The sequence below is a fragment of the Streptomyces sp. NPDC058221 genome (assembly GCF_042882365.1).
GTDB lineage: Bacteria > Actinomycetota > Actinomycetes > Streptomycetales > Streptomycetaceae > Streptomyces.
Map to the genome: position 1 here is coordinate 1 of NZ_JBHVWF010000086.1, position 16,589 is coordinate 16,589.

Here is a 16,589-nt window from a genome sequence, read left to right on the forward strand (position 1 = left end):
TCGCGTTGTTGAGCGGGCCGTAGAGCACGTCCTCGTCGTCCGGCTGCCCGGTCCTCGTGTCGGCCGCCGCCTTCGCGAGCGCGGTGACGAACGCGTCGTGGACGGACTCGTGGACCAGGATCCGGGTCGCGGCCGTGCAGTCCTGACCGGCGTTGAAGAAGCCGCCGACGATCAGGTCCTCGACCGCCTTCGCCAGGTCGGCGTCCTCGAAGATCACCGCGGGCGCCTTGCCGCCGAGCTCCAGGTGGACGCGCTTGACGTCGAGGGCCGCGCTCCGGGCGACCTGGATGCCGGCCCGGACCGAACCGGTGATGGAGGCCATCGCGGGCGTCGGGTGCTCGACCATCAGCCGGCCGGTCTCGCGGTCGCCGCAGACCACGTTGAAGATGCCGCGCGGCAGCTCCAGCGAGTCCAGCACCCCGCCGATGATCCCGGCCATCAGGACGGTGGAGGCCGGGGTGGTGTCGGACGGCTTGATGACCACGGCGTTGCCCGCGGCGAGCGCCGGGGCGAACTTCCAGACGGCCATCATGAGGGGGTAGTTCCACGGGGCGACCTGGGCACAGACCCCGACCGGCTCACGGCGGATGATCGAGGTCATGCCGTCCATGTACTCGCCGGCCGAGCGGCCCTCCAGCAGCCTGGCCGCGCCCGCGAAGAAGCGGACCTGGTCGATGGCGGGAGCCAGTTCCTCGCTGCGGGTGAGGTGCAGCGGCTTCCCGGTGTCCCGGCTCTCCGCGGCCACCAGCTCGTCGGCCCGCGCCTCCATGGCGTCCGCGATCCGCAGAAGGGCCAGCTGGCGCACGGCGGGGGTGGTGTCGCGCCAGACGGGGAAGGCGGCAGCGGCGGCTGTCATCGCCGCGTCGACCTCGGCGGCGCCGGAGAGCGGCGAGGTCGCGTAGACCTCGCCGGTGGCCGGGTCCACCACATCGAGTGTGCGGCCGTCCGAGGCGTCCGAGGGGACACCGTCGATGAAGTTGCGGAACGTTAGGGTCATGCGGGGAGAACCGGTCTCTCTCGTGGTCGGGCGGGTTACGGGCCGGGAGGCGGGCGGCGGTGTCGCGCGCCTCAGCCGGCCGTACGGGCGGACAGGTGCTCGTGGACGGCGGGCCAGCTGCCGTCGGCGGCGCGGGCGAAGACGATGGTCTCCCGCTCGTGGACCGTCTCCCGGCCTTCCCGGGTGGAGACGGTGGTCTCCACGTCGTGGCTGAAGACGGCGGTGGAGCCGAAGTGCTGGATCAGCTGCCCGGTCGAGGCGCAGCCGAGGATGCGGAAGTCGTCCCGGTCCACCCATTCCTGCCACAGGGCGCGGTACTCGGCGGTGGAGCCGAGCCGCTGCGGGGTGGAGTGGAAGACGAAGCTCGCGTCGGGGGCGAAGGCAGCGAAGTAGTCGTCGAGGCGGCCCTCGGCGAAGGCGGCGACCAGCGCGTCGGCGGCGGCCCTGACCTGTCCGGTGTCCTGGTCGGGCGTGCTCATGGACGGCTCCTGGGTGCGGGGGGCGGGAGACGGGAAAGAAGGCCGGTGTCAGAGCGCGGCGGCCGGTTCGGGGGCGGGCTGCTCGTCGGCGTCGGTGATCGGCGGGACGGGGGTGTCGGAGGCCCGGACGAACCGGGGCCCGTCCGGCCCGTACACCGCACGCGGTTCGGGGAACACGGTCAGCAGGACGAGATAGAGCACGGCCGCGAGGACGAGGCCGACCGGCAGCGAGATGTCCGTGCCGTTGGCCAGGTCGCCGAGCGGGCCGACGAACTGGCCCGGCAGGTTGGTGAAGAGGAGCGCCACGCCGGCGGAGAGCAGCCAGGTGGACAGTCCGCGCCAGTTCCAGCCGTGGTTGAACCAGTAGCGGCCGCCGGTCTGCCGGCGGTTGAAGACCTGGAGCGCGTCCGCGTCGTACCAGCCGCGCCGGGTCACGTAGCCGAGTGCCATCACGATCATCCACGGGGCGGTGCAGGTGATGATCAGCGTGGCGAACGTGGAGATGGACTGGGTGAGGTTGAGTGCGAACCGGCCGACGAAGATGAAGGCGATCGACAGGGCACCGATGAAGAACGTCGACTGCACCCGGCTGAAGCGGGTGAAGACGCTGGAGACGTCGAGTCCGGTGCCGTACAGCGCCGTCGTGCCGGTGGAGAGGCCGCCGATCAGGGCGATGAGGCAGAGCGGCAGGAAGTACCAGCCGGGTGAGATGGCGAGCAGTCCGCCCACGTAGTTGGGGGCGGCCGGGTCGACGTACTTCGCGGCCTTCGTGGCGATGATCGACGCCGTGGCGAGGCCGAAGACGAAGGGCAGCAGGGTGGCGGCCTGGGCGAGGAACGCCGCGCCCATGACGCGGCGGCGCGGGGTGTCGGCCGGGATGTAGCGGGCCCAGTCGCCGAGGAAGGCGCCGAACGAGACCGGGTTGGACAGCACGATCAGGGCGGCGCCGACGAAGGACGGCCAGAACAGCGGGTCGGATGTGGAGGCGAAGGAGCCCGCGTACCCGGCGTCGAAATCCCCGGCGAAGGCGAAGGCGCCGAGCACGAACAGTGCCGAGGCCGCGACCACCGCGATCTTGTTGACCATCAGCATGAAGCGGAAGCCGTAGACGCAGACCACCAGGACGAGTCCGGCGAAGATCGCGTAGGCGATGCCGTACGTGACATCGGACTCGGGCACGTCCGCGAGCCGGTGCGCACCCCCGACGAGCGCGTCGCCGGACGACCACACCGAGATCGAGAAGAACGCGACGGCGGTGAGCAGCGAGAGGAACGAGCCGACGACCCGGCCGTGCACACCGAGGTGGGCGGAGGAGGAGACGGCGTTGTTGGTGCCGTTGCGCGGGCCGAACAGCGACATCGGCGCGAGCAGCAGCGCACCGGCGAGCAGGCCCAGGACGGTCGCGGTGAGGCCCTGCCAGAAGGAGAGGCCGAAGAGGATCGGGAAGGCACCCAGTACGCAGGTCGCGAAGGTGTTGGCGCCGCCGAAGGCGAGCCGGAAGAGGTCGACGGGCCGGGCGGTGCGGTCCGCATCGGGGATCCGCTCCACTCCGTTGGTCTCGACTTCGGTGATCGAGGTAGTCACGGGCGCTCCACCTGCTGTTCGTCCTGTTCATGCGCGGGGACTGGCCCCTCAGTCTGTGGGCCCCGGGCACGGTGGGCAATTGTGAAAGTCACAGAGGGATACCCTGATATCTGTGGCTGACAACAAACTCACCGTCGAGGATCTGCTGTCGTTCCCCGCGCTCCAGCTCACCGTCAGGGCGGGCAGCAGCGGTCTCGGCCGCTCCGTCTCCTGGGCGCACGCGAGCGAGCTCGCCGACCCGACGCCCTGGCTGCTCGGCGCCGAGGTGATCATGACGGCGGGCCTGGCGGTGCCCCGTACCGCCGCCGGTCAGCGCGCCTATCTGGAGCGCCTGGACGACGCCGGTGTCTCCGCGCTGGCCCTCTCGGCGCAGCTGCACATGCCTCCGTTGCACGACGCGTTCTTCCGGGCGGCCGAGGAGCGGGGGTTCCCGGTGCTCGAGGTGCCGCTCGCGGTGCCCTTCATCGCGGTGTCCCAGGAGGTGGCCGCCTCGGTGCAGGAGGACGCCCGGCACCGGCTGGGCGCGCAGTTGCAGGTCTTCGGTTCGCTGCGCTGGCTGGTCGCCGAGGATCTGGACACCCCCACGCTGCTGCGCCGGCTGGAGCGCCTGTCGGGGTACGACGTCTATCTCTGCACGCCGCAGGGGCGCCCGCTGCTGCCCGGGGTGCCGGTGCCGGATCAGGGGGTGCTGCCCGCGTCGGCGGACGCGCCGCCGACGGTTCCCGGCGGTTTCGTGCTGCCCGTCCCGGCGCCGGGCGGACCGGCGGGGTTCCTGGTGGCGTACGAGCGGGAGGGCGCCCAGCCCGCCGGGCTCGCCGTCGTCCAGCACATCGCCACGGTGGCGGCGCTGCGGGTCGCGATGGTGCGCACCGAGCGCGAGACGCTGCGGCGCGAGGGTGCGGAGACGCTCGCCGAGCTGTTGCAGGAGGTGCTCGACCCGGAGGCGGCCCGGCGCAGGCTGGCGCGGCACGCGATCGAGGGTGACACCGTACTGATCGTGGTCCGCGGCGCCACGGAGGACGGGCTGCTGCGCTGTCTCCAGGACCACCCGCATCTCCTGCTGACCTGGGGTGAGGACCGGTATGTGCTGGGCTCGCCGGTACTGGCCGGGGAGATCGGCGGGCTGCCCGAGGTGGCGGCCGGGATGAGCCGGCCCTTCCTGCCGGGCGCCGCACTGCGGGTGGCGCAGCGGGAGGCGCTCTGGGCGGTGTCGAAGGCCGTGGAGTCCGGGCGGCCCGTGGTCCGCTACGGCGACGACTCGACGGGCCGCTGGCTGCCCGACGACCCGGCGGTGCTGTCCGCGCTGGTGGAGCACGTGCTCGGTGAGGTGCTGCGCTACGACGAAGCGCACGACTCGCAGCTGCTGGTCTCGGTCCGCACCTGGATGGAGCGCGACCGCCGTACGGAGACAGCGGCGGCCGCCCTCCATATCCATCCGAACACCCTGGCGTACCGGCTGCGGCGCTTCGGTACGCTGGCCGGCCGGGATCTGGGGTCGACGGGGGCGCTGGCCGAGGTCTGGCTCGCCATCCAGGCGGCGGGCACGCTGGGGCTCACGGACTGAGCGGAGCGACTGCCCGTAGGCTCGACGGCAGGTCCGGGGAACAGGAGGCGGCGCGTGCCGGTGGAAGTCACCTGGTGGGGTCATGCCACCTGCACGATCGAGGACTCCGGGGTCCGGGTCCTGACCGACCCGCTCTTCGTACGACGCCTCGCGCATCTGCGCCGCCGACGCGGCGAGCTGCCCGGCCCGGCGGCAGCCGTCGCCGATGTCGTCCTCATCTCGCATCTGCACTCCGACCATCTGCATCTGCCGTCCCTGGCCCGCATCGCCCCGGGCGGCCGGCTGGTCGTGCCGACGGGCGCGGTCCGGGCCGTCCCGGGTCTGCGGATCCTGCGCAGGATGCGGGGTCTGCGGATCACCGAGGTGGCGGCCGGCGACGAGGTGCGCGTCGGTGAGCTGCTGATCCGGGCGGTCCCGGCCCTGCACGACGGCCGGCGGCTGCCGGTGGGCCCGCACCGCTCCCCCGCGCTCGGTTACGTCGTCGAGGGCGCGGCGCGCACCTACTTCGCCGGGGACACCGGCCTGTTCGACGACATGGCGAAGGAGGTCGGCCCGGTGGACGTGGCGCTGCTGCCGGTCGGCGGCTGGGGGCCCTACCTGGGTCACAGCCATCTCGACGCGGGGCGCGCCGCCGAGGCGCTGGCCCGGCTCTCGCCGCGCTCGGCGGTGCCGGTGCACTACGGCACGTACTGGCCGATCGGGATGGACGGGGTCCGGCCGCACGAGTTCCATTCGCCGGGTGTCGAATTCGTCCGCCAGGCGGCGCTGCTGGCGCCGCAGGTGGCGGTGCACCGGCTGGAGCACGGCGAGCATGTGCGGCCGGAGGCCGGCGGGTGATCCATGAGGTGGTGAGCAGGCTGCCCCCGGAGTCCACGCAGCAGGCGGTCGGCTATCCGTCCCTGTTCCTGCTGGTGGCGCTGGGCGCGCTGGTACCGGTGGTGCCGACGGGTGCGCTGGTGAGCTCGGCGGCGGTGGTGGCGGTCCACCAGTCGTCACCGTTCGCGCTGCTGTACGTCTTCGCGGTGGCGTCGGCCGCTGCGTTCCTCGGCGATGTCTCCCTGTACTGGCTGGGCCGGCGCGGGGTGCGGTCGAAGAACGGTTCCAAGTGGCTGCGGGCGATCAGCGACCGGGCGGCCCCGGAGCGGCTCGCGCAGGCGCAGCAGAAGCTGGACGAGCACGGCGCGATGGTGCTGGTGCTGTCCCGGCTGGTGCCCGCCGGACGGATTCCGGTGATGCTGGCGTGTCTGCTGGGCCGGATGCCGATGCGACGGTTCGCCCGGGGGGATGTGCCGGCCTGTCTGGCCTGGGCCGCCACGTATCAGCTGATCGGCATTCTGGGCGGTTCGCTCTTCCCCGAGCCGTGGCAGGGTGTGGTGGCCGCGGTGGGTCTGACGCTGCTGATCAGCGGGGCGCCCGCGGTGTGGCGCCGGCTGCGCGCGCGGTTCGCCGGCTGACCGGCCGGGTCCTGGGCGGCGTCAGCGCAGTTCGTCGAGCGCTGCCCGGAAGATGCCCAGGGCCGCCGCGACGTGCGGGAGCCCGAGGGGCTCCGGCGCGGTGAGGGACTCCGTCTGCTGCTGCGGGGTCGACCCGAGCAGCGGCCCGGTGCCCAGGCGCACCCGCAGCGCGCCGAGTTCGTCGCCGAAGCGGTGGCCGCCGGGGACCGGTGCGCCGAGCCGTTCCGTGAGGTACTCCTCCAGCTCCAGCGAGTCGGTGACCCCGCGGGCTGCGAGCCGGGACCGGAGGGGGCCGAGGTCCGCGTAGAGGTGGCGGCCCGCCTGCGGGGGCCGGGCCAGCGCGCCCGAGGCGAGTACCGCGCGGTGCGCGGCGGCGGCGACCTGGGCCTGCATCGCGGCGGCCCGGCGGACCCGTTCGGTGACGGCGTCCGGTTCGCGCAGCGCATGGGCGGCGGCCGCCGCGACCGGACCCGCGACGAAGGCGCCGAGCGCGGTGAGGATGTCGAGCGTACGGGCGTGGCGCACGGCCGCCCGGCCGGTGTCCGGGAAGCGGGCGACCGCGACGGGCCAGGCGGACGGGGTCAGCGCGCCGGACAGGTCGGAGATGACCGTCACGTCGTCGGGGCACATCTCGGCCGGGCTGAGCAGCACCGTGTCGTGCGGCCTGTGCAGGGTGTCGCGCCAGGTCTCGTCGCTGACGATGTGCAGCCCCTCGGCGACGGCGGCCTCGCAGGCCTCGCGCACGAGTTCCGGCGGGGCGACGGTGGCGGTGGGGTCGTCGACGACGGAGATCAGCAGCAGCCGGGGCCGGCCGCCCTCGGCGCGCACTCTGCGCACGGTCTCCAGCAGCGCGTAGGGATCGGGCACGCCGCCGCACTCGGCGGGGGTCGGCACGTGGTAGGCGGGTCTGCCCAGCAGCCGGGCCTGTGGGATCCAGGCGGCGGGGCAGGGGCGCGGCATCAGCACGTCGCCGCCGTGCGCGGCGATCAGGGCGAGCAGCAGGGAGGATGTGCCCGGTGCGGCGGCGACGTGTCCGGGGCCGCCGCGCAGTCCGCGCCGGTCCCAGTAGGCGCAGGCCGCCTCGCGCAGCGCCGCCGAGCCGCCGGCCGGCTCGGGCACTCCGCTGCCGGCTGCCGCCGCCAGTACCTCGGCCAGTTCGGGCAGGACCGGCAGTCCGGGGCCGGGCGCGGGCGGTCCGTACCGTACGGGCCCGCGGTCCTCGCGGATCCCGGGGGTGCCGCCCCCGGCCCGCCCGCGTCCCTGACGCCCGGTCCGCTCCCGGCCCATCCGGGCCTCCTTCGCCGCCGCTCGGTCAGCCGGCCCGTCACCCGGGCCGTGTCCGCCCCTTTATACGAGGGAATGGCTCGGGGCGCCTGCGCTGCCACAGAGCCGCGGCGGGGCTACCACGGTGCGGCGGGGGGTGCCCGGCGGGCCGCGGAACCGTACCCGCCGTGACGGCACCATTGACACTCGCCCTGCCGCGTCATTACGGTCACGCCAGGATTTCGAACGAGTGCCGAAATATCGAACACGTCGAGGGGTAACGTCCGTGCGCATCACCGGAATCAGTACGCATGTGGTCGGAACACCGTGGCGCAACCTCACCTATGTGCAGGTGCACACCGATGAGGGGCTGACCGGTGTGGGTGAGACCCGGATGCTCGGCCGCACCGACGCACTGATCGGCTATCTGCGCGAGGCGGAGGCCAACCACATCGCCGGTTCGGACCCGTTCGCCGTGGAGGACCTGGTACGCCGGATGAAGTACGGCGACTACGGGCGGGCCGGCGAGATCGTGATGTCGGGCATCGCCGTCGTCGAGATGGCCTGCTGGGACATCAAGGGCAAGGCGCTCGGCGTCCCGGTCTGGCAGCTGCTCGGCGGCCGGGTCACCGACCGGGTCAAGGCGTACGCCAACGGCTGGTACACCACCGAGCGCACCCCGGAGGCGTACCACAAGGCGGCGTCGGCGGTCGTCGCGCGCGGCTACCGGGCGCTGAAGATCGACCCGTTCGGCACCGGCCACTTCGAGCTGGGCCAGGAGGAGACCCGGTACTCGGTGTCGCTGATCGAGGCGGTCCGGGATGCGATCGGCCCTGACACCGAGCTGATGCTGGAGATGCACGGCCGGTTCAGCCCGTCGACGGCGGTCCGGATCGCGCACGAGATGGCCCCGTTCCGGCCGGCCTGGCTGGAGGAGCCGGTCCCGCCGGAGAACCTCAAGGCGCTCGCCAAGGTGGCGGGCAAGGTCGGCACTCCGATCGCGACGGGTGAGCGGATCCACGACCGCATCGAGTTCCGCGAGCTGTTCGAGTCGCAGGCCGCCGACATCATCCAGCCGGACGTCGGTCACATCGGCGGCATCCTGGAGACGCGGAAGCTCGCCGCGACCGCTGAGACGCACTACACGCTGATCGCTCCGCACAACGTGGGCGGTTCGGTACTGACGGCGGCCAGCCTCCAGGTCGCGGGCTGCACACCCAACTTCAAGATCCTCGAACACTTCAATGACTTCGCCGACGCCGACATCAAGAAGGTCGTGAAGGGCGCACCGCAGGTCGACCCCGCGACCGGGTGCTTCGAGCTCTCCGACGCCCCCGGCCTGGGCGTGGAGCTCGATGTGGACGCGGCGGCCGAATTCCCGCAGCAGCAGGCGCGGTTCGACCTCTGGGCCGAAGGCTGGGAGAAGAGGCAGCCCAAGTGACCGGGGCACCGGCCCGCTCGCGGGCGATCACCATCGACCGGCCGGGCCGGCACCGGCTGACCGAGGGCCCCGTTCCGGAGCCCGGTCCCGGCGAGGTCCGGGTACGGGTCGCCGCGGCCGGGATCTGCATGAGTGACCGGGAGGTCTACGACGGCCACCGTGACCCGCGCTACGTGCGCTACCCGGTGGTGCCGGGACACGAGTGGGCCGGAGTGGTCGAGGCCGTGGGCGCGGGCGTCGATCCGGCCCTTGCCGGACGCCGTACGGTCGCCGAGGGGTTCCGCTCCTGCGGCAGCTGCGATCGGTGCCGCGACGGCGAGACCTCGCTCTGCACGGCGGGTTACGACGAGACGGGGTTCACCCGGCCCGGCGCGTTCGCCGACCATGTCGTGGTGCCCGCACGGCTGTTGCACCCGCTGGCCGACGATGCGGACCTGCGCGCGGCCGCACTGCTGGAGCCGGCCGCCGTGGTCGCCTCGGCGGTACGCGCCGGAGCGCCCGAGCCCGGGGAACGCATCGCGGTGGTGGGCGCCGGGACACTCGGGCTGCTCGCGGTGCAGCTGCTGGCCGCGGTGTCACCCGGGGAGCTGACGGTGATCGACCCGAGGGACGAACGCGCGGGCCGGGCCTCGGCGTTCGGGGCGAGCGAGGCCCTGACGCCGGAGGAGGCCGCCGAGACGCGCGGACGGTACGACCTGGTCGTGGAGACGGCGGGGGCCCCGGCCACCGCCGCCGACTCCTGCCTCCTCGCACGGCGCGGCGGCCGGGTGGTGCTCACGGGGATGTTCTCCCCCGGCGCCACCGGCATCGACCCCGTGCATCTGTCGCTGAGCCAGCTCACCGTACGCAGCGTGTTCGGGGCGTCCTCGGCGTCCTGGTCGTACGCGGTACGGGCGTTCACCGCCGGGCTGCTCGACCCGGCCGCGCTGATCACGCACGAGTTCCCGCTGGAGCGGTTCGCGGAGGCCGTGGCGCTGGTCGGGGGCGGCGGCCAGGGGACGGGGAAGGTGCTGATGCGTCCCTGAGGGCTCTCGCACGGTCCACCGCGGGCGGCCGGCCCCCGCATCCCCTGCCTCCCGAACCTCGTCCGACCCACCGAACACGAAAGGTCGCTCATGACCTCCGTTTCCCCCGCACCGTCCGGACCCCGCTCCGGCGTCCGGCGACCGGGCGAGCCCGCGCTCACCGCGCTCGGCCTCGGCGCCCCTGCCGCGGACCCGGCCGACACCTCCCCGCACTCCTTCCCCGACGGCGGCAGCTGGCGGACCGAGATCCCGTCGGTGGAGGGGCCCGAGGCGCTCTCCGTCGTCCTGAAGGAGAGTGCGCGGCTCGACGTTCCCGTCCACCGGATCAGCCAGGGCAGCGGCGTCTGGATGCTCAGCGACGCCGCGATCACCGAGATGGCCGAGGGCTGCGCCGAACGCGGCATCGAGCTCTGCCTGTTCACCGGTCCGCGCGGCAGCTGGGACACCGGGGCCTCGTTCCGCACGGACTCGGGCGGGGCCGGGCTGCGGGCCCGCGGCCACGACGCCATGGCCGGCTGTGTCGAGGACGCCCTTCGGGCCTCGGAGCTGGGCGTGAAATGCCTGCTCGTGGCCGACGAAGGGGTGCTCTGGACGCTGCACCGACTGCGCGCCCAGGGGGTGTTGCCCGCCGACACGACGTTCAAGGTGTCGGCCCTCATCGGCCCGGTCAACCCGGCGTCCTACGCCGTCTACGAGCAGCTCGGAGCGGACTCCGTCAACATCCCGTCCGACCTGACGCTGGCTCACTTCGCCGAGATCCGGCGGGTTTCGGCCGCCCCGATGGACCTGTACATCGAGGCTCCGGACGACCTCGGCGGCTATGTGCGGATGTACGAGGCGGCGGAGCTGATCCGGCGCGGCGCCCCGCTCTATCTGAAGTTCGGGCTGTCCAAGGCGCCCGGTATCTACCCGTACGGCGCCCATCTGCGCGATGTCGCCCTGGACACGGCCCGCGAGCGGGTCCGGCGCGGCCGGCTCGTCCTCGACCTGCTGGCCCGGCACGGCGCCGACGGGAACATGTCGCCGCTGGGCTCGCGGCTGCCCGGCACACTGCGCCGTTTCCCCGCGGCATGAACGGTCGCCGGGCGGTCCGTACCTCCGGACCCGCCCGGCGCCCCGGGCTCCCTCAGCCCGCGAAGGCCGTACCGGGCATGCCCCGGCCCGCGTCCGGCAGGACCAGCAGCGAACCGGAGAGCGGGTGCGGGGCGGTCAGACCCACGCGGGCCGTGGAGACGTAAAGATCACGCAGGTCCGGGCCGCCGAAGGCGCAGGCCGTCGGCCGTCGTACCGGCAGCCCGACGACGCGGTCCAGCGTGCCGTCGGCCGTGTAGCGACGCAGCGCGGCCCCGTCCCACAGGGCGACCCAGACGGCCCCCTCCGCGTCGACCGTCAGCCCGTCGGGGAAGCCCGCCCCCTCCTCCACGGTGGCGAACGGGCGGCGGCCGGTGACCTGTTCACCGTCCACGTCGAAGACGTCGATCCGGCGGGTCGGTGTGTCGATGTAGTACATCAGCCGGCCGTCCGGGCTCCACCCGGTGCCGTTGCTGCAGGCCACGAGAGGCAGCACGCGTGTGGCCGTGCCGTCGGGCTCGATCCTGGTGAGGCTCCCGCCCACTTCCGACTCGTCGTAGCGCATGGTGCCCGCCCACAGCGCGCCGTCCGGCGCCACGGCCGCGTCGTTGCCGCGCCGCCCCGGCTCGGCGTCGTGGACCAGCCAGCGGAAGGCGCCGTCGGTGCCGTACAGACCGACGCCGTCGCGCAGATTGACGACCAGGCCGCCACCGGCGCGCGGCTTGGCCGCGCCGACGTGCTGTTCGGTCGCCATGACCGTGCGCCGCCCGGTGGCCGGCTCGTAGGTGTGGACGCGGGCGGAGAGGATGTCGACCCAGATCAGCCGCCCGGTGGCCATGTCCCAGGTCGGGCCCTCTCCCAGAGTGGCGTGCTCGTGCACGGCGACTTCGGGACTCAGACGGCTCACTGCTGCCTCCGGTGATGTCCGAGCCGGCCGGAGAGCGCCTCGGCGCCTTCGGCGGCCAGCGTGGCCAGTTCCTGTTCGCGCTCCTCGCTCCAGCGGATCATGGGGACGGAGACGGATAGCGCTGCGACGACCCGGCCGGACCGGTCACGCACGGGCGCGGCCACACAGCTGACGTCGGGGTTGGACTCCCGGTGCTCCACCGCGACACCCCGTTCGCGGACCACGGCGAGCGCGGCACGCAGCCGCGTCTCGTCGGTGATGCTGTTCGGGGTCATGCCGGTGAGCTCGAGACCGTCCAGGCGGGCGTCGAGCTCCCGGTCGGGCAGCGCCGCGAGCAGCATCTTGCCGACGGATGTGCAGTGGGCGGGCAGCTTGCGGCCGGCCGCCGAGACCATCCGGACCGCGTGGGTGGAGTCCACCTTGGCGATGTAGATGACGTCGGTGTCCTCCAGGATCGCCACATGGACGGTCTCCCCGCAGGTCTCGGCCACCTGCTGGGCCACCTGCCGGCCCTCGGCGGCGAGGTCGAGCTGCTCGGCGTAGCGGCTGCCGAGCTGGTAGGTGCGGACGCCGAGGCGGTAGCGGCCGGGCTGGTCGGGGGTGGTGACCAGGTAGGAGCGGGCGGCCAGCGTGGTGAGCAGCTCATGGACGGTGGTGCGGGGAAGCTGGAGCTTGCGGGTCACCTCGGGCGCGGAGAGCGTACCGTCGCCGTCGAGGAACAGTTCGAGTACGTCCAGCGCCCTGGTCACCGCAGGGACAAGTCGCCCCATGGTCGTGCACCACCCTCTCGCGTTCGACATTCCGGCCAGCGACCGGCATCACGAACACAGGCTAAGCGCGGCGCACTTGTCCGGGCAATGACGAGGTGATGTCCGGCACTCGGGACAGTCGCCGTTTCGCACCGGATATCCCGGTATGCCGCCGGACGGCGGGTGGGCCGAGCCACTCGGCGCCCCGTCCGTGCAGGCCGCACGGTGCCGTCCGGGCGCGCCTGCTGGTTCGGAGCGGCCCGGCAGGGTATCCGCTGTCCCATGTCGTCACCGAACAGTCCTTCACTCCTCCCGGCCCCCGCCGGATTCCGGGGCCTGCTGCACCGATGCGATCTCGCCGTCTTCCAGGACCTGGCCGGGCGCCACTGGCCGGCGGCCGGGCCCGTACTGCCGCGGCTCAGCCGCAGCGCCAATCACGGGCTGTTGTGGGCCGGCGCCGCGGCGGGCATGGCCGCGTTCGGCGGGAGTGCACGGGCCCGGCGGGCCGCGCTGCGCGGGATCGCCTCGATGGCGGCGGCCTCGGCCGTGATCAACACGGTCGGCAAGGGCGCGGTCCGCAGGGAGCGGCCGATACTGGACTCGGTGCCGGTGATACGGCAGCTCAAGCGCCAGCCGGTCACCACCTCCTTCCCGTCCGGGCACGCCGCGTCCGCGGCCGCCTTCGCCACCGGGGTGGCCCTCGAATCGAAGGGCTGGGGAGCGGTCGTCGCGCCCGTCGCGCTGTCCGTGGCCGCCTCCCGCATCTACACCGGCGTCCACTATCCGAGCGATGTGCTGGCCGGGGCGGCGCTGGGCATAGGGGCGGCGTTCGCCCTGCGCGGCGTCGTGCCCACCCGGGGGCAGCTGCCCGCGCCGGGCAGACCTCCCGCCCACGCGCCGTCGCTGCCCGACGGCCAGGACCTGGTCGTCGTGGTCAACCAGCAGTCCGGGACGGCGACCGCCACGGCCGCTCTGGTCCGGGACGCGCTGCCCGCCGCCGAGGTCGTGGAGTGTCCTCCCGAGGAGCTCTCCGCCGAGCTGGAGAGGGCTGCGGAACGGGGCCGGGCGCTGGGTGTCTGTGGCGGCGACGGCACGGTCAACCAGGCGGCGGCGGTGGCCTCCGTGCACGGGCTGCCGCTGGCCGTCTTCCCCGGCGGGACGCTGAACCACTTCGCGTACGACCTGGGCATCGAGACCGTGGCCGACGTCCGCGCCGCGCTCGCGGCGGGCGACGCGGTCCGGGTGGACCTGGGCCGCTTCCGTCCGGGACCCGACGGGCCAGGGGGCGCGCACGGATACTTTCTCAACGCCTTCAGCCTGGGCGTCTATCCGGAGCTGGTGCGGACCCGCGAGCACTGGTCCCCCCGGATCGGCGGCTGGCCGGCCGGCGTGCTGGCCGCCTTGAAGGTGCTGCGCGGCGAGCGCCCGCTGGAGGCCGAGCTCCAGGGCCGGCGACGGCCGCTGTGGCTGCTGTTCGTGGGCAACGGCCTCTTCCAGCGGGTCGGCCCGGCGCCCGGCCGGCGGCACAACCTCGCGGACGGGCTGCTGGACGTACGAGTGGTGCACGGCGGACGGACCCCCGGGCTGAGGCTGCTGGCCGCCGCCGTCGCAGGCCCGCTGAGCCGCTCCCCCATACATGCGGCCGTCCGCCGTCGCAGGGTGCGGATCTCCGGGCTGAAGCCCGGGACTCCGTATGCCTACGACGGGGAAGTCGCCCACAGCCACAGCGAGTTGATGATCGACAAACTGCCGGAGGCGCTGACGGTGTACTGCCCGATGAAGGTGTGAGACCCGCCCGGAACGGGCGAACGGGGGGGGGGGGCCCCCCCCGGCGGGCGCCCCCCCCCCGCCGGGTCCGGCGTCAGGGCTCAGCGGATCGGCCGGTGGACGTTGTCCCGGGTGGAGGGGCCGGGGGTGGCGTCGGCGATCCACGGGCCCTCGCCGCTCGGGTCGACGATGCCCTCCTCCAGCCAGGTGTACGTGCCCGTGAGAACGCCGTCGACCACGCGCCGGTCCAGATCGTCGGTGTTGGACCACAGCCTGGTGAAGAGTTCCTCGACCCGGACCCGCGACTGGTGGCAGAAGGCGTCGGCGAGCTGGTAGGCCTCGCGGCCGTGGTCGTCGCCGCTGCGCAGGAGTTCGGCCCGGACACAGGCGGCGCTCATCGCGAAGAGTTCCGCGCCGATGTCCACGATCCGGCCGAGGAAGCCCTGTTTGGTCTCCATCCGGCCCTGCCAGCGCGACATGGCGTAGAAGGTCGAGCGCGCCAGCTTGCGCGAGGAGCGTTCCACGTAGCGCAGGTGTCCGGACAGATCGGCGTGGCCGGCCGGGTGGAACTCGGCGTAGGTGCCGGGGAGCTGCCCGGGCCCGGCGACGAGCTTGGGCAGCCACCGGGCGTAGAAGCCCGCGGCGTTCGCGCCCGCCCTCGCCTTGGCGGAGAGCGGCTTGTCGGGGTCGATGATGTCCCCGGCGACCTTCAGGTGGGCGTCGACGGCCTCCCGGGCGATCAGCAGATGCATGATCTCCGTCGAGCCCTCGAAGATCCGGTTGATGCGCATGTCCCGGAGCATCTGCTCGGCGGGGACGGCCCGTTCGCCGCGTGCGGCGAGGGAGTCCGCCGTCTCGAAGCCCCGGCCGCCGCGGATCTGGACGAGTTCGTCGGCCATCAGACAGCCCATCTCGGAGCCGTACAGCTTGGCGAGCGCGGCCTCGATCCGGATGTCGTTGCGGTTCTCGTCGGCCATCTGGGAGGAGAGGTCGACGACCGCTTCGAGGGCGAAGGTGGTCGCGGCGATGAACGCGATCTTCGAGCCGACGGCCTCGTGCCGGGCGACCGGCCTGCCCCACTGCTCGCGGACCGCCGACCATTCCCGGGCGATCTTCAGACACCATTTCCCGGAGCCGACGCACATGGCGGGCAGCGAGAGCCGGCCGGTGTTGAGCGTGGTGAGCGCGATCTTGAGCCCGGCGCCCTCCGGTCCGATCCGGTTGGCCGCGGGGACGCGGACCTGGTGGAAGCGGGTGACGCCGTTCTCCAGGCCACGCAGGCCCATGAAGGCGTTGCGGTTCTCCACGGTGATGCCCGGTGAGCCGGCCTCGACCACGAAGGCGGTGATGCCGCCCTTGTGGCCCTCGGACCTCGGGACCCGGGCCATGACGACGAGGAGGTCCGCGACGACCCCGTTGGTCGTCCACAGCTTCACCCCGTCCAGCACGTAGTCGTCGCCGTCCGGGACGGCGGACGTGGCGAGGCGTGCCGGGTCGGACCCGACGTCGGGTTCGGTGAGGAGGAACGCCGAGATGTCGCTGCGGGCGAGCCGGGGCAGGAAGGTGTCCTTCTGCTCCTGGCTGCCGAAGGTCTTCAGCGGCTGGGGCACGCCGATGGACTGGTGGGCGGAAAGGAGGGCGCCGATCGCCGGGCTGGCGGAACCGACCAGGGCGAGGGCCCTGTTGTAGTACACCTGGGTCAGGCCGAGACCGCCGTACTTCACGTCGATCTTCATGCCCAGTGCGCCGAGTTCCTTCAGGCCGTTGACCACCTCGTCGGGGATCCGGGCCTCGCGCTCGATCAGGGCGCCGTCGATCCTGGTGTCGCAGAACTCGCGCAGCCGGGCGAGGAACTCCTCGCCGCGCCGGACGTCCTCACCGGACGGCAGCGGATGCGGATGGATCAGGTCCAGGCGGAAGCGGCCCAGGAAGAGTTCCTTGGCGAAACTGGGTTTGTGCCAGTCCCGTTCACGCGCGTCCTCGGCCACTTGGCGCGCTTCGCGCTCGGAGACCTTGGGCGTGTGCTGTTGTGCGGATGGTGCGGACATGAGGAGCTCACCTCGCCGCGTCGTCGTCGGGTGGGTGGTCCCGGCGGATCCACGGACGGCCCGGGTACGGGCCCGCCGCTGCGTATCGAACCGGTTCTACTCGTTCCGTATGTACCCGATTCCTGCCGTTGCCACCATCCTCGGGGCGCCGATCGGGTCGGCTGCCACTCCAGTGACCGGCCCCGCTCGCGGAATGCCGGAAGGGCCGGAACGAGGGCGGCGGGACCTCGGCGGGAAAGC

14 protein-coding genes are annotated in these 16,589 nt (G+C 73.1%); 7 read left to right on the forward strand and 7 right to left on the reverse strand.

Features of this window, described 5'->3' with window-relative positions; translation table 11 throughout:
- From ACFVW8_RS24800 to ACFVW8_RS24810, 3 genes are all read right to left on the reverse strand, one after another.
- Positions 1-997: aldehyde dehydrogenase family protein (locus ACFVW8_RS24800; RefSeq protein ID WP_389693541.1), on the reverse strand; the 997-nt coding region annotated here is incomplete at its 3' end.
- A 71-nt stretch (positions 998-1,068) separates the two neighbouring features.
- Entirely contained in the window at positions 1,069-1,476 is a 408-nt protein-coding gene (locus tag ACFVW8_RS24805) for a YybH family protein (protein ID WP_389693543.1), read from the reverse strand.
- 48 nt (positions 1,477-1,524) lie between these two features.
- Positions 1,525-3,060: a purine-cytosine permease family protein gene (locus tag ACFVW8_RS24810; protein ID WP_389693545.1), complete on the reverse strand. Its 1,536-nt coding sequence runs from the start codon at positions 3,058-3,060 to the stop codon at positions 1,525-1,527.
- A 112-nt stretch (positions 3,061-3,172) separates the two neighbouring features.
- On the opposite strand from ACFVW8_RS24810, the gene ACFVW8_RS24815 reads away from it, so the two are divergent.
- Genes ACFVW8_RS24815 through ACFVW8_RS24825 form a run of 3 tightly spaced genes read left to right on the forward strand, consistent with a single transcriptional unit; the run spans position 3,173 to position 6,078 of the window.
- Positions 3,173-4,624: a PucR family transcriptional regulator gene (locus ACFVW8_RS24815; protein WP_389693547.1), complete on the forward strand. Its 1,452-nt coding sequence runs from the start codon at positions 3,173-3,175 to the stop codon at positions 4,622-4,624.
- A 54-nt stretch (positions 4,625-4,678) separates the two neighbouring features.
- Positions 4,679-5,461 carry an MBL fold metallo-hydrolase gene (locus ACFVW8_RS24820; RefSeq protein WP_389693549.1) on the forward strand — a complete coding sequence of 261 codons (783 nt, stop codon included), beginning with the start codon at positions 4,679-4,681 and terminating at the stop codon, positions 5,459-5,461.
- Positions 5,458-6,078 (forward strand): DedA family protein, encoded by a 621-nt coding sequence (locus ACFVW8_RS24825; protein WP_389693551.1) that lies wholly within the window; start codon positions 5,458-5,460, stop codon positions 6,076-6,078. Before ACFVW8_RS24820 ends, ACFVW8_RS24825 begins: the two co-directional genes overlap by 4 nt.
- 21 nt (positions 6,079-6,099) lie before the next feature.
- Here the strand turns inward: ACFVW8_RS24825 and ACFVW8_RS24830 are convergent, their stop codons facing one another.
- Positions 6,100-7,365, reverse strand: coding sequence for an aminotransferase class I/II-fold pyridoxal phosphate-dependent enzyme (locus ACFVW8_RS24830; protein WP_389693553.1), 1,266 nt, complete (start codon positions 7,363-7,365; stop codon positions 6,100-6,102).
- Positions 7,366-7,627: 262 nt separating this feature from the next.
- On the opposite strand from ACFVW8_RS24830, the gene ACFVW8_RS24835 reads away from it, so the two are divergent.
- The 3 genes from ACFVW8_RS24835 (at position 7,628) to ACFVW8_RS24845 (ending at position 10,881) form a co-directional block, all read left to right on the forward strand.
- Positions 7,628-8,782 carry a mandelate racemase/muconate lactonizing enzyme family protein gene (locus tag ACFVW8_RS24835; RefSeq protein ID WP_389693555.1) on the forward strand — a complete coding sequence of 385 codons (1,155 nt, stop codon included), beginning with the start codon at positions 7,628-7,630 and terminating at the stop codon, positions 8,780-8,782.
- Positions 8,779-9,807, forward strand: coding sequence for a zinc-binding dehydrogenase (locus ACFVW8_RS24840; protein ID WP_389693557.1), 1,029 nt, complete (start codon positions 8,779-8,781; stop codon positions 9,805-9,807). Before ACFVW8_RS24835 ends, ACFVW8_RS24840 begins: the two co-directional genes overlap by 4 nt.
- Positions 9,808-9,897: 90 nt before the next feature.
- On the forward strand, positions 9,898-10,881 hold the full coding sequence (locus tag ACFVW8_RS24845) for a hypothetical protein (protein WP_389693559.1): 984 nt from the start codon (positions 9,898-9,900) through the stop codon (positions 10,879-10,881).
- Between the two features lie 52 nt (positions 10,882-10,933).
- On the opposite strand, the gene ACFVW8_RS24850 is transcribed toward ACFVW8_RS24845, so the two are convergent.
- Positions 10,934-11,776: an SMP-30/gluconolactonase/LRE family protein gene (locus tag ACFVW8_RS24850; protein WP_389693597.1), complete on the reverse strand. Its 843-nt coding sequence runs from the start codon at positions 11,774-11,776 to the stop codon at positions 10,934-10,936.
- 5 nt (positions 11,777-11,781) lie between these two features.
- Entirely contained in the window at positions 11,782-12,555 is a 774-nt protein-coding gene (locus ACFVW8_RS24855; protein ID WP_389693561.1) for an IclR family transcriptional regulator, read from the reverse strand.
- A 261-nt stretch (positions 12,556-12,816) separates the two neighbouring features.
- Here ACFVW8_RS24855 and ACFVW8_RS24860 point away from each other — a divergent pair, with 261 nt between their 5' ends.
- On the forward strand, positions 12,817-14,322 hold the full coding sequence (locus tag ACFVW8_RS24860; protein WP_389693563.1) for a bifunctional phosphatase PAP2/diacylglycerol kinase family protein: 1,506 nt from the start codon (positions 12,817-12,819) through the stop codon (positions 14,320-14,322).
- An 80-nt stretch (positions 14,323-14,402) separates the two neighbouring features.
- Here ACFVW8_RS24860 and ACFVW8_RS24865 read toward each other — a convergent pair whose 3' ends face one another.
- Positions 14,403-16,349 (reverse strand): acyl-CoA dehydrogenase family protein, encoded by a 1,947-nt coding sequence (locus ACFVW8_RS24865; RefSeq protein WP_389693565.1) that lies wholly within the window; start codon positions 16,347-16,349, stop codon positions 14,403-14,405.
- Positions 16,350-16,589: the final 240 nt, after the last annotated feature.